The following is a 15,243-nucleotide window of genomic DNA, read 5'->3' as shown; positions in this document are numbered from 1 at the left end:
GCCTGCTGTTTTGCTCAATACCTCAACAACGCCCATACGCGGCAAACGTTGTGCGCGGCCTAACGAAAAAGGGACGGCGCCGCCGTCCCTTCGTGACCGATCGCGAGCGTCGGGCAAAGCGCTTCGCCGTGTGAAGGGCGAAGCGCCATGGCCGCTTACAGCGAGTAGTACATTTCGAACTCGATCGGGTGCACCGACTGACGATAGCGTTGCAGCTCGCCCGTCTTCAGTTCGATGTACGCGTCGAGCATCGAATCCGTGAACACGCCACCGCGCGTCAGGAATTCGCGGTCCGCGTCCAGCGCGTCCAGAGCCTGGTCGAGGCCGGCGCACACGGTCGGGATCTTTGCATCCTCTTCCGGCGGCAGGTCGTACAGGTTCTTGTCGGCAGCTTCGCCCGGGTGAATCTTGTTCTGCACGCCGTCCAGACCCGCCATCATCAGCGCGGAGAAGCACAGGTACGGATTCGCCATCGGATCCGGGAAACGCGTTTCGATACGGCGGCCCTTCGGGTTCGACACGTGCGGAATGCGGATCGATGCCGAACGGTTGCGAGCCGAGTAAGCCAGCTTGACCGGTGCTTCGAAGTGCGGCACGAGGCGCTTGTACGAGTTCGTCGACGGGTTCGTGATCGCGTTCAGCGCGCGAGCATGCTTGATGATGCCGCCGATGTAGAACAGCGCGAATTCCGACAGACCTGCGTAACCGTTGCCCGCGAACAGGTTCGTGCCGTCTTTCCAGATCGACTGGTGAACGTGCATGCCCGAACCGTTATCGCCGACCACCGGCTTCGGCATGAACGTTGCCGTCTTGCCGTACGTGTGCGCGACGTTGTGGATGATGTACTTCATTTGCTGCAGCCAGTCGGCGCGTTGCACCAGCGTCGAGAACTTGGTGCCGATTTCGTTCTGGCCTTGGCCCGCGACTTCGTGGTGATGCACTTCGACCGGAATGCCGATCTGTTCGAGCAGCAGACACATTTCCGAACGGATGTCCTGGAACGTGTCGACCGGAGCGACCGGGAAGTAGCCGCCCTTCGTGCCCGGACGGTGGCCGGTGTTGCCGCCTTCGAATTCCTTCGCCGACGACCACGGTGCTTCTTCCGAGCCGATCTTGATGAAGCAGCCCGACTGGTCCGTGTTCCACTGGACCGAATCGAAAATGAAGAATTCCGGTTCCGGGCCGAAGAAGGCCGTGTCGCCGAGGCCCGTGCTCTTCAGATAGGCTTCAGCGCGCTTTGCCAGCGAGCGCGGGTCGCGCTCGTAGCCCTTGCCGTCCGCCGGTTCGACGACGTCGCAGGTCAGCACGAGGGTGGATTCTTCGTAGAACGGGTCGATGAAAGCCGTGTTCGCATCGGGGACCAGCAACATGTCCGAGGCTTCGATGCCCTTCCAGCCGGCAATCGAAGAACCGTCAAACGCATGGCCGCTTTCGAACTTGTCTTCATCGAATGCCGACACCGGCACCGAAACGTGTTGCTCTTTGCCGCGCGTGTCGGTGAAACGAAAGTCGACAAACTTGACGTCTTCGTCTTTGACGAGTTGTACGACGTCGGCCACGGATTTACTCATAACCTATCTCCTGATTAACGAATTCGGCGGATTCAGCCGCCGCCCAATCTAGCTGACCCGTCCCGGCGCGTCCACCCTCAATCGTTGAGGAGGAACATAAAAGTCTGCCTGGACAAATCGATCGGCACCAATAAAGCAGCTTCTGTGCCATGTGTGCGCCAACCCGGCGCAGAGCCACACTGCGCGCGCGATTGCGGGGAATGGGCGCACCGCACCGCATGCAGCCCCCAAATCCTCGAGTCCGCCTCAGCACCAAGTATGTGCATTCACCGGATTGGGAACCGACGGCATCTTTATTTTGGTGCATTTCACGAAATTTGCACCATATTTGCGCATTCGTCCGCTTGCGACGCGAGCCTATCTCCGCCGTTCGTGCAAGACGCGCGCGCCGCACGGCGCGCGCTAAAATGGTCGTTTGGTCCGAAGGAGATTTGCGCTCATGAGCACGCTCGAACAGTTGTACGCCAGCGCGGACAAGCGCCGCAGCGAGAACCAGTTGCCGTACGCGGGCGCGATATCGCCCGCCGAAGCGTTCGAACTGCTGCAACTCGACCCGCGCACCCGCCTCGTCGATGTGCGCACCCGCGCCGAACTCGATTGGGTCGGCCGGCCGGTGATCGGCGACGGACAGTACGCACACGTGGAATGGACGCGCTATCCGGGCGCCGTGCCGAACCAGGAATTTCTCGCGCAGTTGAAGCAGGTCGCCACGCCCGATACGCCCGTGCTGTTCCTGTGCCGCAGCGCCGCGCGCTCGAAGCTCGCCGCGATCGCCGCCACGCAGGCCGGCTTCACCAAGGCGTATGACCTGCTGGAAGGCTTCGAAGGCGACAAGGATGGCCAGGGGCATCGGAAGACGGTGTCGGGCTGGTGCTTTCGCGGATTGCCGTGGATCGGCGCGTGAGTGCGGCGGTTGGGTGGCTACTGCGTAGCGCCTGCGCGGCGCTTTTAGGCGCTGACGCTAGCGCTGCCCACTCGCAGCCTGCTTGCTGATTGTTCGTCGGCAGTCACGGCGGCTTCTCAGGACCGGTTCGACGCCGCTATTTGCCTGCCGCAGATAAGGACAGCCACATCGTCGACGCTGAATATGACAGGCCCATGATCCGCCTCTGCCCCGCTCGGAATCGGCGACGAGCGCGATGAAAAACGGGCGTCGCAGCGCCCGAACCAGAATAAACGTGTAACGCGCGGATCAGCCGCGGGGCTTCGCCGCCGCAGCCGCCGCCTCGGGCTCGACGATATCGCCGCCCAGCAGATGCACGCCTTCCCGCAGCTTGACGAACGCCGCCGCCACCGCTTCGGGCTCACCCTTCACGCCCAGATCAATGTGATGCCGCGCGTACACGCCACCCCGTTCCGCATCGCCGACGCTCGGCAGGCTGAAGACCCGCACGCCCGGAAAATCGCGTTCGATTTTTTCCATGAGCGGCGTGACGCGTGACTCCGGCAATTCGAACACCAGCAGCGACTTCTCCGCGTGCGGCATGGCGTGGTGCAGGTCGGCGTACTGCGTATCCAGCACCCACTCGATCATCGGCCACGCCATCACCGGAAAGCCCGGCACGAAGTGATGCCGATTGATCGAAAAGCCCGGAATTTTGTTGTAGCCGTTCGGAATGATCGACGCGCCCTGCGGATACGTGCCCATATTCAGCCGATGCCGATTCTCCGGCGACTCCAGATCGAGCGGCGCGGCCGCGTTCGCAGGATACATGTCGCGGATACGCTCCTGAATCAGCTTTGCGGCCTCCGGATGCAGTTCGAGCGGCACGCCGAGCGCGGCCGCCGCGCATTGGCGCGTGTGGTCGTCCGGGGTGGCGCCGATGCCGCCCGTGGAGAACACGATGTCGCCCGAGGCGAACGTGCGCCGCAGCGTCGCGGTGATGCGCTCCGGATCGTCGCCGATGTACTCCGCCCAGCCGAGCGACAGCCCACGCGCGCCCAGCAATTCGATGACCTTTGGCAGATGCTTGTCGATACGTCTGCCCGACAGAATTTCATCGCCGATGATGATGACGCCAAATGCCATTGCTGCCTCTTTTTCGCTTAGTCAGTAATGCATCAGTAGGGAACCGGCGCCGCGTGCCGCACGCCGCCGTGCTCTTCCGCGCGCATGCGCTGCAGCGCGCGCAAACAGTAGTAGCCGAACCATAGCGCCGAAAATATGAGGATGAACGCATAGATCCAGATCGTCACGGCCGTGACCACCGGGAACAGCACGATCAGCCAGACGGACGACACCCACAACAAGGTCGGCAGCGAACCCAGCAAGCCGCTCGCAATGCCGATCAGCAGCAGCGGCAAGCGGAAGCGCCGCACCAGCGCGCGCCGCTCGTCACGCGTGGCATGCAGCGCGAGCGCGTCGTAGCTCATTACACGATACGTCAGCCAGCCCCACAGGAGCGGCGGAATCAACGCGAAGAACGGCGGCACGAGCCAGAGCGGCAGCGTGACGATCAGCAGCACCAGACACACCAGCGTGGTCCACAGCGCCTGACCGAGGCTACCGTACCACGTTCCGCCACGGCGCATTTCGAGGCTCGGGAATTGCCGCGCCGACAGGAAGCGGATCACCGCCGGCATCGACAGTGTGGCGATCAGCAGCAGCACCGTGACGACAATCAGCGGGATCGCCATCGCGATCACGATAAACGGCGCGATCGCTGCATGCAGCGCAGAAAAACCGAGCCAGTCGAACAGTCGATAAAGCGTGATCGTGAACGACCAGCCTTCGAGCCAGGTACGCGTCGCGCCGATCAGCGTCTGCCAGGAAAACCACAGAATCACGCCCCACCCGACCGTTGCCGCCAGAAACGGCATGAAGGTCAGCCAGAGCATGCGCGGGTGGAGCGCGCTTGCGAGCGCACGTCCGAACGAGCGCAACAGATCATTCATGCGAGCCAGTGCCGGTGAACGAAACGATGGAATGGAGCGAACCGCGCGACGAATCCGCCGGGCAGCCCCGCGCTTGGTCGCAAAAGTGAACAGGATAAACCACGTGACGCGCCGCCGGGGAAACCGGCGGCGTGGGAGGAAGCGCGCTCAAACGGCGGCGGCGTCGTTGCTTTCGGTGCGGCGCTTCGGCGAGAGACGCCCGGCGATGCGCACAAAGGCGAGCCAGTGCTGCGCCCAGAAGCCGTCACCGTAACGGCGGCCTGTGAGTTGATCGCGGATGCCGGTCGGTTCCATCTCGCGGCTCCATGACACGCTGCGGAACAGCATGTCCCACCACGGAAACAGCACGCCGAAGTTGCAGCCGTATTTCAGCCCTTCGTGTCCGTAACCGATGGCATGGTGGCGCCGATGAAACGTCGGGCTGACCAGCAGCCGCTCGCCCAGCCAGCCGAAGTACATGCGGATGTTCGCGTGTTGCACGCTCTGCGCGAGATTCGTGATGGCGACCAGCACGACGAACTGCGACGGCGGCACGCCAATCACCAGCGCGATGACCGCGAAGAACGAGGCTTGCAGCAGATCGTCGAGAAGATGGTTGCGGTCGTCGGCCCACAGCGACATTTGCTGCTGGCTGTGATGCACCGCGTGCAACTCCCACCACACGCCGATCCGGTGTTCCCAGCGGTGATACCAGTAGCCGGCGAAATCGAGCACCAGCAGATACATCACGAACGTGACGAGCGGTTGCGTGGTCACGCCGGGCCAGAGATTGTCGAACTCGATATTCGAAATGTTATGCAGCCGCAACCACGCCTGCACGGCGTCGAAGAACGGCTGAAGCGCGAAGAAAAAGAACAGGTTGAGAATGCCGAGCTTCGCGATCCACGTATAGATCACGTCCACGCGCACCGCCTTGCGGCTCTGCCATTGTTCCACCGGGCGCAGCGCTTCGAGCGGACGCAGAACCGCGTACATGGCCAGCACTTCGACGACGCCCACGATCACCCAATACAGGCTGTCGTAGGTGTCTTCGTCGTAATCCATCAGATTGAAGCGGAACAGCAGCGGCTGCACCACGTCGACGTACAGCAACGTCTGCACGGCGGAGACGAAGTTGTCGAGGGAAGAAAAAATCAGATGGAACATGGTGCTAGTCTGGTTACTTCATCCGTGACGGTTCGCGTGGTGCGGCATGAGCCTTTCGCATCAGGCGCCGTTCGGCGCCGTGACCGGCGCGCGATTGAAGAAATAGATGCCGTGCGGCGAACGGCCGACGGCGATCGTCTGGATCAGCTTACGCGTGTTCAGGTCGATGATGCCGACGTGCTTCGCGAAGCGGAACGTAACCCACAGATAGCGTTTGTCGGCGGAAAGTTCCATGTCGTCCGGTCCAGGCATCAAGCCGGTGATGTCGCCGACGTTGGTGAGCGTGTCCTCGTCGATGATGCTGATGGTGCTTGCCACGCGGTTCGACACCGCGACGTGCTTGCCGTCGGCCAGGGAACGGAAGTTGTGCGCGCCGTTGCCGGTGTGGATCGTCTTGACGATCTTCTGGTTGCGCCAATCCACTACCGCGACGTAATCCGAGCCGGTCATGCCGATCAGCAGATATTTCTCGCCCGGCGTCATCCACAGGCCCGCCGGCACCTTGCCGACCTTCATTTTCCATTTGACGGTTTGCGTGGCCAGGTCGATCGCGGCCAGCTCGCCCGACACCTGCAGCGTGACGAATACCGTCTTGCTGTCGGTCGTGAACGCCATGTGGCTCGGCATGACCGCGAGCGGCAGGCGCGAGGCCAGCGTCATCTGGTTCTTCTGGCCGTCGTAGTGATAGATGTCCAGACGGTCCAGACGCAGGCCGGTGGTGACCAGCCATTTGCGATCAGGCGAAAAACCGATCTGGTACGGGTCTTCGATATTTTCGACCCAGCGCTGCACCTGGCCGGATTTCGGATCCACGAACATCAGGTTGTTCGACACCGAATTCGCGACGATCAACGACGAATTGTCCGGCGTAGCCATCAGGTGATGCGGTTCCTTACCCGTGGGCACCGTGCCGACGACCTGGCGGGTCGCCTCGTCGATCAGGCTCAGCGTGGCCTCGCCGGAATTGAGCACGATCACGTTGTTGGCGTGGGCCGCCGGAGAAAAAAAGCCTGTGGCGGCGACCAGCACCGCGCCCGCGGCGACCGTGGCAGTCAAGCCGGGAAGAAAAAATTTACGCATGAAAACTCACTTCGGAGAACAACCATCATTGTAGAACGTTTGCCGCGGCCAGCGGTTGACGCAGGTCGGTGTAAGGCCAGGAGAAATCAGGGGCGGGATGACCCAGCTGCCGAATGGCGGGCGGTTCGGACACACACGCGAATCGCGTCGTTCTGAAAGCGCCGGTGGCGAGTATCGGGACTGAAAAGTGGAATCTCATTGAAGACGTATAAACGCAGGAGAATGCTTAGATTGACCAAACAATTACCAGAATATATTTTGAACATTCCTTATTTAACGCCTCTTACATATTGATCAATCGAGACACGCCGACATAATGTGATTTTTCCGCACCTGCTGCAGATTTAACTGATCTCCCGCGCCGCCGCCGAACCTGAAAATCCCCCCGCCTCATCCCTATCCACTCATTCCTGGATGCACGGGCGTGACGCGGGCGTTTTGCACGTACGAGATAACGATCGGCCTGCTCTGGCAAAGCCAAAGCTCGCGGATTTATTTTTGCGTGATTTATCCAGGCGATGAATCCATACGCGAATACCCGCGCTTATGTGCCGCGCATTCACGCACTACCGCGGAGTTTCTAAAACAATGAATAGCAATAACCGATTGGTTTGGTGTGAAGCGACGGCAATGTCGCCGGCGGTGCCAATAACGGCAAGATCAAAGACGAAGCGCAAGAAGGCCATCGCGCGTGCAGTGCTGATTCTGGCTGCGCTGGCGGGGGGCGCGCCGGCGGCGCATGCCGCCCTCTTCGTAGACACGAGCGTCAATTCGCCCGGAAACGATCTCGCCCCCTATGCGGCAGGCCCGGGCGCGATTGCGATCGGCATCGGCGCAACTGCGGCGGGCCCCTACGCGATGGCGACGGGCTTCCAGGCCGTTGCGCAGGGCGCGATGTCGATCGCAACCGGCGTTCAGGCCAACGCGAACAGCGTCAATTCGATTGCAATGGGCGTGCAGGCGACAACCGCACCCACTGCGCTCTACGGAATCGCAATCGGCAATCAGGCTTTCGTCAGCGGAGTGGGGGCCATGGCGTTCGGCAAAGCCGCGCAGGCTGGCGGCCTCAACTCGGTCGCCATCGGTTATGCGGCGTCAGCCACGCTCGCCAACAGTGTCGCGCTCGGCGCGGGTTCACTCACGACCGTCGGGGCCCAGACCGGCTACGCCGCTTACGGCCTCACCGCATCACAATCTTCGGCCGGCGAAGTCAACGTCGGCAACCGCTCCGTTAGCGGCGTCGCCGCCGGCGCAGCCGACACCGATGCCGTCAACGTCAGCCAGCTCAAGGGCGCCATTACTGCTGCCACGGCCAACGCCGTCTCATACGGCACTAATGCGGACGGCACCGTCAACACGAACAGCGTCACGCTCGCGGGTCCCACCTCCACGGACGGCGGCGTCACGGGCGGTACGACGATCACCAACGTGCATCAGGGCGCAGTATCTGCCAGCAGCACCGATGCGGTGAATGGCGCACAGCTCTATGCCGTCGCCGGCGACACCAGCGCGGCCTACATCAGTCAGAACGGCAACGGCGTCAAATACGTTCGGACCAACGACAATTCGCTGACGCCGGACGACGCTCACGCAACCGCCACCGGCGCTTCGGCGATCGGCTACAAGGCCCAGGCAGACGGCGATAACTCGGTCGCGCTCGGCCGCAACGCTCGCTCGGAAATTGCCGCCGCCGGGGCCGTTGCAATCGGCTACAACTCCGACGCGACGGCGACCGGCGCCGTCGCCACGGGCAATCAGGCAAGCGCATCCGCAGCGAATGCAATTGCGGTTGGCTATGCCGCATCGGCGAGCAGCCTGAACGGCGTCGCCATCGGCAATGCCGCGCTGGCGAACGGCACCAATGCCGTGGCGCTCGGCGCCGGCGCCCGCGCCTGGCAAAATGGCACAGCGCTCGGCCGGCTCGCCACCGCGTATGGCGCCAACACGTCCGCGCTCGGCTACGGCTCGCTCGCCTACGCCGACGGCTCCACGGCGCTCGGCGCCAATGCGAAGGTCTCCGGGACCAACAGCGTGGCGCTTGGCTACAACGCCAGTGTGACCGCCGCGAACAGTGTCGGCGTCGGGGCGAACTCAACCACCACCGCGAATCTCAGCCAACCCGGCGCGGAATTTGGCACGAGCGGCGTTGTCGCTGCGACCACCGCTTTCGGCGAAGTGTCCGTCGGCTCGACGGGCAACGAGCGCCGCCTGACTAACGTGGCAGCCGGCGCGGCGGCAACCGATGCCGTCAACGTCAGCCAGTTGAGCGCGGTCGACGGCAAGATCGTCGCTATCGCGCAAAGCGGCACCCAGCACTACTTCAAGGCCAACGGCATCGCCGACGGCACGGACGACGCCGTCGCCGCCGGTACGCACGCGGTCGCGGCAGGGGTGCTGGCGGGCGCATCGGGCGACAACGCCACCGCGCTCGGCGCCAATTCCGCGGCCGCCGCAACCGGCGCCGCCGCGCTCGGTGCGTATGCGTCCGCCACCTCGGCCGGCAGCGTCGCGATCGGTTACAACGCCGTCGCCGGCAACGTCGATTCAATTGCGATAGGCCATGACGCGAACGCGTCGGCCGACGGTTCGGTCGCCTTGGGCCAAGGTTCGGTGGCCGATCGGGCGAACAGCGTCTCCGTCGGCTCCGCCGGCAACGAACGTCAGATCACCAACGTCGCCGACGGCACCAGCGCGACCGACGCCGTCAACCTGAGGCAATTGCAGGCCGCCAGCGCGAGCGCCTCGCGCTACTTCAAGGCAAACGGCCTGAACGACGGCACCGACGACGCCTCGGCCACCGGCAGCAACGCAGTCGCCATCGGAAGTTCCGCGCTCGCCGCCGGGCAAGCAGCCTTTGCCGCTGGCGCGAGCTCGCAGGCGAGCGGCGCGTTCAGCACCGCGGTCGGCGGCGCCGCGATCGCTCAGGGCGACGGCTCCGCCGCGCTTGGATATCAGGCCGGCGCAAGCGGCGCAAATTCGACCGCGCTCGGTTATCAGGCGAGCGCCTCGGCCGCCAACTCGGTCGCCCTCGGCCAAGGCTCGATCGCGACGCGGGCGAACACGGTTTCGGTCGGCTCCGCCGGCAACGAACGCCAGATCACGAACGTCGCAGCCGGCACGGCCGACACCGACGCCGTCAACGTCGCGCAGTTGAAAGCCGTGAGCGACCAGGGCGCCGCCAACGCCGCGAAACTCGACGGTGCGCTCACGTATGACCAGAACGCCGACGGCAGCGTCAACAAGAACAGCGCCACGCTCGGTGGCGACGCCGCGAACGGCGGCACGGCGATCCACAACGTCGCGGCGGGGGTGGACGGCACCGACGCGGTCAACGTCAATCAGTTGAACGCCGCCATCGCGGGCGCGGTCAACAACGTCGTGGTCAACTCGGGCAATCCGTTCTTCAGCGCTGAAGGCAATCGCGACACCCAAGGCGCCGTGTCGTCTGGCACACAGTCCGTCGCCGCGGGCGCCAACGCTCGGGCAACCGGCACCAACGCGGTCGCAATCGGCGCGAACTCGCTGGCGAGCGGCGCGAATGCCACCGCGCTCGGCGCAGCTGCTAACGCCAGCGCTGACAACTCCGTCGCATTGGGCCAAGGCTCGATCGCGGACCGCGCAAATACGGTCTCGGTCGGCGCGGCAGGCCAGGAACGCCAGATCACCAATGTCGCAGCCGGTGTGCAAGGCACCGACGCGGTCAATGTCAACCAGTTGCAGCAAAGCGTGAGCGGAGCGGTCAGCCAGGCGAACAGCTATACCGACGACCAGATCCGCTCGGCCCGTCGCGATGGTTATGGCGGCACGGCATCCGCCATGGCAATGGCCGGCTTGCCGCAGGCAATTCTGCCCGGTCGCGGCATGGTCGCAATGGCCGGCGGCACCTATGCGGGTCAGTCGGCGTTGGCCATCGGCGTATCGCAAATCTCGGAAACGGGAAAGTGGGTCTACAAGCTGCAAGGCACCACGGATTCGCGCGGACAGTTCGGCGCGGCGATCGGCGCCGGCATGCACTGGTAACGGAACTGGCAGGACAGACCGGGCCAACGCGAGTCGCAGCAGGAGCCCGGTCGATCGACTTTTCATATGCGACGAGCGCGGGCTAGACCCAAGCCCCGCGCCCGTTTTTGCCCGCGCCGCTATGCCCACAAGGCATGGCGGCGCGCGCCCTGTTATCTCGCCGCGAAAGACCGCGGGCCTATCACGCCGATCTGTAGCCGACCCGATCCGCGCGAGGCGCCCCTGCGCCCCGATTAGCGCTGCATCGACTCCCATACCTTATAAAGCCGCTTCACCGAAATCGGCATCGGCGTACGCAACTCCTGCGCAAACAGCGAGATCCGCAACTCTTCCAACAACCAGCGGAACTCCGACAAACGCGGATCCAGCACGCCGCCGCGTTGCGCCACCGCGCGCTGATAGTTCTGCAGCAGCGGCTGGAATTCGGCGAACTGCCGTGCGTCGCGCGCGGGGTCCGCCTTCAGCTTGTCGATGCGTAGCGCGATCCCCTTCAGATAGCGCGGGAAATGCGCCAGTTGTGCGTACGGCGTGTCGACCACGAAGCGCTTGCCGATCAGTCCGTCGAGCTGGTTCTGCAAATCGGCATGCGCCGCCGTGAACGACTTCGCCTGCACCAGCTTCTTCGCGACGCTCGCGTATTCGCCCAGAATCTGCCCGACCAGCCGCGCAATTTCCTGAGCGAGCAGGGTCAGGCGGCTGCGGCCTTCGTCGCGGCGCGTGTGGAAACTGACGTCGTCATCGGGCAGCGGGTCTTGCAGGCACGCGCGGTCGAGGGCGGTGTCGATCAGCTGATCGCGCAACTCTTCCTGCGTGCCGCGCGGCATGAACTGCATCGCCATTTCGCGCAGACCCGGCAGATTCTTTTCCAGATACTTGATCGGCTCCTTCAACTGCAACGCGAACAGCCGACGCAATCCCGCGCGATGAATCCGCGCGGCTTCGTCGGGCGAATCGAACACCTCGACGTCGCAATGCGTGCCGCGATCCACCAGCGCCGGATAACCGAACAGCGTCTGCCCGCCGCGACGGATTTCGAGCAACTCGGGAAGCTTGCCGAAATTCCATGTCGTCAGCTTTTCATACAAGGCGGTGCCCTGCGCGCCGGCTTGCGGCGCGGTCTGCGGGCATGACACGGCAGCGCCGCCCTTGCCTCGCTGCGCACCCGCTCCAGCCGCACCACCGGACGCTTGCGACGGCGTCGCGACACCGCCGCCGCCCGCGTCCGCCAACGCCGCCCCGGCCGCGCTCGATGCGATCTTCTGAAAATGCTGCTGCGCCTGGCCGCCGAGTTCGGCGCGCAGTTGCGACATGTTGCGGCCCATCGCGAGCTGGCGACCATGCTCGTCGACGACCTTGAAGTTCATGAACAGATGCGGCGGCAAGGTCTCGAGCTTGAAGTCCGACTGCTTCATCGCGACTTGCGTCTGCTCGCGAACATCGGCAATCAGCGACTCGAGCAAACCGCCCGCACCGAAGCGCGGACCGCCGTGCCGGTCGACGAAACCCGCCGCGTACTCGGGCAGCGGCACACAATGACGGCGCAGCTTCTGCGGCAAGGACTTCAGCAGCAGTTGCGTCTTCTCTTTCAGCATGCCGGGCACGAGCCATTCGCAGCGCCGCGCGTCGACCTGATTCAGTGCATACAGCGGCACGGCGAGCGTCACGCCGTCGCGCGGCGAACCCGGCTCGAAATGATAGGTGAGCGCCATCTCGACGCCCGCCATCGTCATCCGCTTCGGGAACAGGTCGGTGGTCACGCCGGCGGCTTCGTGCCGCATCAGGTCGTCACGCGACAGATACAGGAGGCGCAGCTTGTCCTCCGGCAGACCGCTCTTTTTCACCTCGTCGCGATACCAGCGCTCGAACGACGCGCCGGTGTAAATGCCCTTCGGCAGCGCCTGATCGTAGTAGGCGAAGATCAACTCGTCGTCCACCAGCACGTCCTGGCGGCGCGACTTGTGTTCGAGCTGCTCGATATCGGCGAGCAGTTTGCGGTTGTGCGCGAAGAACGCAAGCTTCGTGTCGAACTCGCCTTCCACCAGCGCGCCGCGAATGAACAGTTCGCGGGCGCGCTCCGGATCCTGTTTGCCAAAACTCACGCGCCGCCGGTGATAGATCGGCAGCCCGTACAGCACCGCGCGTTCGAACGCCGAGACCTGCGCCGCGCGCTTCTCCCAGTGCGGCTCGGAGAGCGACTTCTTCAACAGATGCGCGCCGATCTTCTCGATCCACTCCGGCTCGATCTTCGCGATGCAGCGCGCGTACAGCCGGCTCGTCTCGACCAGTTCGGCGGCCATCACCCACTTGCCGGCTTTCTTCACCAGCGCCGAGCCCGGCCACAGATAGAACTTGATGCCGCGTGCGCCGAGGTAATACGGCTCGTCGTCGGCTTTGAGGCCGATGTTGCCGAGCAGGCCCGTCAGCAACGCGAGATGGATCTGCTCGAAGGTCGCTTCCGCTTCGTTCAGCCGCCAGCCGTGCTCGCGCACCACCGTCAGCAGTTGCGAGTGCACGTCGCGCCATTCGCGCAGGCGCAGTTGCGACAGGAAGTTCTTGCGGCACTCTTCATGTAACTGCTTGTTCGACTTCTTGTGCGCGATCGCTTCTTCGAACCAGTTCCAGATTTTCAGCCACTGCAAAAATTCGGAGCGCTCATCGGCGAAACGGCGATGCGCCTGATCGGCCTGCTCCTGCGCTTCGATCGGCCGGTCGCGCGGATCCTGCACGGACAACGCGCTCGCGATGATCAGCACTTCCTTCAACGCCTGCTGGTCGCGCGCGGCCAGAATCATCCGGCCGACCCGCGGGTCGAGCGGCAGGCGCGCGAGTTCGCGGCCGAGCGGCGTGAGCTGGTTGTCGTCGTCGACGGCGCCGAGTTCGTTGAGCAGCTGATAGCCGTCGGCGATGGCGCGGCCCGGCGGCGGCTCGATGAACGGGAACGTCTCGATCGCCGTCAGATGCAGCGACTTCATGCGCAGAATCACCGACGCCAGCGACGAACGCAGAATCTCCGGATCAGTGAAGCGAACGCGGCCCTGGTAGTCGCTTTCCTCGTAGAGACGAATGCAGATGCCATCGGCCACGCGGCCGCAACGCCCGGCCCGCTGATTGGCGGCGGCCTGCGAAATCGATTCCACCTGCAACTGCTCGACCTTGTTGCGATACGAGTAGCGCTTCACACGCGCGAGGCCGGTATCGACCACATAGCGGATGCCAGGCACCGTCAGCGAGGTTTCGGCGACATTCGTGGCCAGCACGATGCGGCGCGCGTTCGAGGTTCGGAACACGCGCTCCTGTTCGGCCGCGGAAAGCCGCGCGAACAGCGGCAGAATTTCCGTATGCGGCGGATGATGCTTGCGCAGCGCCTCCGCGGCGTCGCGAATTTCGCGCTCGCCGGGCAGGAACACCAGCACGTCGCCCGGGCCTTCGCGGCACAGTTCGTCGACGGCGTCGACGATCGCGTCCATCAGATCGCGATCGGTTTCGCGCTGGGTTTTCGGCCGGTCGCCGCCGCGTTGCGCAGCAGGCGCATCACCTTGCGCGGCCTTCACAGCAGGGCTGTCTTCCGCGACCGGGCGATAGCGCACCTCGACCGGATACAGCCGCCCGCTCACCTCGATCACCGGCGCGGGCTTTTCTTCGCTGCCGAAGTGGCGCGCGAAACGATCCGCGTCGATCGTCGCCGAGGTCACGATCAGTTTCAGATCGGGACGCTTGGCGAGGATTTCCTTCAGATAGCCGAGCAGAAAATCGATGTTGAGGCTGCGCTCGTGCGCCTCGTCGATGATCAGCGTGTCGTATGCCTTGAGCAGCGGATCGGTTTGCGTTTCGGCGAGCAGAATGCCGTCGGTCATCAGCTTGACCGAGGCGCCCGGCGACAGATTGTCGGTGAAGCGCACCTTGTAGCCGACCACTTCGCCGAACGGCGTGCCGAGTTCTTCGGCGATGCGGCGGCCGGTCGCCGACGCGGCGATCCGGCGTGGTTGCGTGTGGCCGATCAGACCGGAGCCGCCCGCGCCGAGCCCGCGTCCAAGTTCGAGACAGATTTTCGGCAGCTGGGTGGTTTTACCGGAGCCGGTTTCGCCGCAGACGATCACGACCTGATTTCCGGCGATGGCTTTGGCGATTTCCTCGCGACGGCCGGAAACCGGCAGCGCTTCGGGGTAGGTAATCGGCGGAATCGGGTTGGGCTCGACGACACGCGGTGCGCGTGGCGCGCGGGGTGCATGGGGCTCACGGGGCTGCTGCGGTTCACGCCGGCTCGCGCCGCGCTCGGACGCCCGTCGCGATTCATCACTTGCAGCGTGTTTCGGCGCGGCGTCATTTCCTTGAGCGCGCACGCCGCGATTCGAATCATGCTCGTGCGCTTGCGCATTTTCCGCGGCGCGCCGAGGCTCGCGCGCCGTGTGCGGCGTGTTGCGTTCGGCGTTCTGCGCATCGCGGCGCTTCGCGTCGCCGGCCTTCGGTTGATCGACGGCCGGCGCCGGATTCTCGTTCGCCGCAGCGGGACTTTTGGGTACATTCGACATGG

General features: G+C 64.1%; 8 protein-coding genes. 2 read left to right on the top strand and 6 right to left on the bottom strand.

What is annotated here, in order from left to right:
* Positions 1-155: 155 nt before the first annotated feature.
* The gene (gene glnA / locus B0G71_RS04835) at positions 156-1,571 is read right to left on the bottom strand and encodes a type I glutamate--ammonia ligase (RefSeq protein WP_073427532.1); all 1,416 of its coding nucleotides are present in this window, start codon (positions 1,569-1,571) and stop codon (positions 156-158) included.
* 439 nt (positions 1,572-2,010) lie between these two features.
* Between glnA and B0G71_RS04830 the strand changes: the two genes are divergently transcribed.
* Entirely contained in the window at positions 2,011-2,475 is a 465-nt protein-coding gene (locus tag B0G71_RS04830; RefSeq protein WP_106279399.1) for a rhodanese-like domain-containing protein, read from the top strand.
* Between the two features lie 288 nt (positions 2,476-2,763).
* Here B0G71_RS04830 and B0G71_RS04825 read toward each other — a convergent pair whose 3' ends face one another.
* The 4 genes from B0G71_RS04825 to B0G71_RS04810 form a co-directional block, all read right to left on the bottom strand.
* Positions 2,764-3,600, bottom strand: coding sequence for a molybdopterin-binding protein (locus B0G71_RS04825; protein ID WP_106279397.1), 837 nt, complete (start codon positions 3,598-3,600; stop codon positions 2,764-2,766).
* A gap of 32 nt (positions 3,601-3,632) precedes the next feature.
* On the bottom strand, positions 3,633-4,466 hold the full coding sequence (locus B0G71_RS04820) for an EI24 domain-containing protein (RefSeq protein WP_116140094.1): 834 nt from the start codon (positions 4,464-4,466) through the stop codon (positions 3,633-3,635).
* A 147-nt stretch (positions 4,467-4,613) separates the two neighbouring features.
* Positions 4,614-5,612: a sterol desaturase family protein gene (locus tag B0G71_RS04815; RefSeq protein ID WP_116140092.1), complete on the bottom strand. Its 999-nt coding sequence runs from the start codon at positions 5,610-5,612 to the stop codon at positions 4,614-4,616.
* A gap of 60 nt (positions 5,613-5,672) precedes the next feature.
* On the bottom strand, positions 5,673-6,692 hold the full coding sequence (locus tag B0G71_RS04810) for a beta-propeller fold lactonase family protein (RefSeq protein WP_106279391.1): 1,020 nt from the start codon (positions 6,690-6,692) through the stop codon (positions 5,673-5,675).
* Positions 6,693-7,388: 696 nt separating this feature from the next.
* Between B0G71_RS04810 and B0G71_RS04805 the strand changes: the two genes are divergently transcribed.
* The gene (locus tag B0G71_RS04805; RefSeq protein ID WP_404935320.1) at positions 7,389-10,712 is read left to right on the top strand and encodes a YadA-like family protein; all 3,324 of its coding nucleotides are present in this window, start codon (positions 7,389-7,391) and stop codon (positions 10,710-10,712) included.
* A 233-nt stretch (positions 10,713-10,945) separates the two neighbouring features.
* Here the strand turns inward: B0G71_RS04805 and hrpA are convergent, their stop codons facing one another.
* The gene (gene hrpA, locus B0G71_RS04800) at positions 10,946-15,241 is read right to left on the bottom strand and encodes an ATP-dependent RNA helicase HrpA (RefSeq protein WP_116140088.1); all 4,296 of its coding nucleotides are present in this window, start codon (positions 15,239-15,241) and stop codon (positions 10,946-10,948) included.
* Positions 15,242-15,243: the final 2 nt, after the last annotated feature.

It is taken from the genome of Paraburkholderia sp. BL27I4N3 (assembly GCF_003386115.1).
Classification (GTDB): Bacteria; Pseudomonadota; Gammaproteobacteria; order Burkholderiales; family Burkholderiaceae; genus Paraburkholderia.
This window is presented reverse-complemented; position numbering and strand designations above follow the sequence as displayed.

Coding starts and splice junctions, on each gene's coding strand:
- B0G71_RS04815 (WP_116140092.1), bottom strand. CDS start 5,612: ATGTTCCATCTGATTTTTTCTTCCCTCGACAACTTCGTCTCCGCCGTG.
- B0G71_RS04830 (WP_106279399.1), top strand. CDS start 2,011: ATGAGCACGCTCGAACAGTTGTACGCCAGCGCGGACAAGCGCCGCAGC.
- B0G71_RS04820 (WP_116140094.1), bottom strand. CDS start 4,466: ATGAATGATCTGTTGCGCTCGTTCGGACGTGCGCTCGCAAGCGCGCTC.
- B0G71_RS04810 (WP_106279391.1), bottom strand. CDS start 6,692: ATGCGTAAATTTTTTCTTCCCGGCTTGACTGCCACGGTCGCCGCGGGC.
- hrpA (WP_116140088.1), bottom strand. CDS start 15,241: ATGTCGAATGTACCCAAAAGTCCCGCTGCGGCGAACGAGAATCCGGCG.
- glnA (WP_073427532.1), bottom strand. CDS start 1,571: ATGAGTAAATCCGTGGCCGACGTCGTACAACTCGTCAAAGACGAAGAC.
- B0G71_RS04825 (WP_106279397.1), bottom strand. CDS start 3,600: ATGGCATTTGGCGTCATCATCATCGGCGATGAAATTCTGTCGGGCAGA.